The organism is Neisseria sp. P0009.S007 (assembly GCF_051962515.1).
Genome location: NZ_JBQCVF010000937.1, coordinates 1 through 383 on the forward strand (window position 1 = coordinate 1; position 383 = coordinate 383).

At 47.5% G+C, this 383-nt stretch carries 1 protein-coding gene; it reads left to right on the forward strand.

The window, feature by feature from the left end; translation table 11 throughout:
- The coding region (locus tag ACTHS3_RS17195; RefSeq protein WP_440368666.1) for a Mur ligase family protein at positions 1-383 on the forward strand (383 nt) is incomplete at both ends.

Sequence of the window (383 nt, forward strand, 5' to 3'; positions counted from 1 at the left end):
AATCATATCGGCCTGCCGCTGACTTTGTTGAAACTGAACGAAAAACACCGCTATGCCGTCATTGAAATGGGCATGAACCATTTTGGCGAGTTGTCTTTGCTGACCCGAATTGCCAGTCCGAACGTTGCTCTGGTCAATAATGTCTTGCGCGCGCATGTCGGTTGCGGTTTCGATGGTGTTGGCGACATTGCCAAAGCAAAAAGTGAAATCTACGAAGGTTTGCTTTCAGACGGCATTGCGCTGATTCCGTGTGAAGATGCCAATATCGCTACATTTGAAGCGGCTACTGCGCAATTGAACGCTCAGACTTTCGGCGTTGCCAGTGGCGATGTCCATGCAGAAAATATTGAGTTGAAACCGTTTTCATGCGAATTTGATTTGGT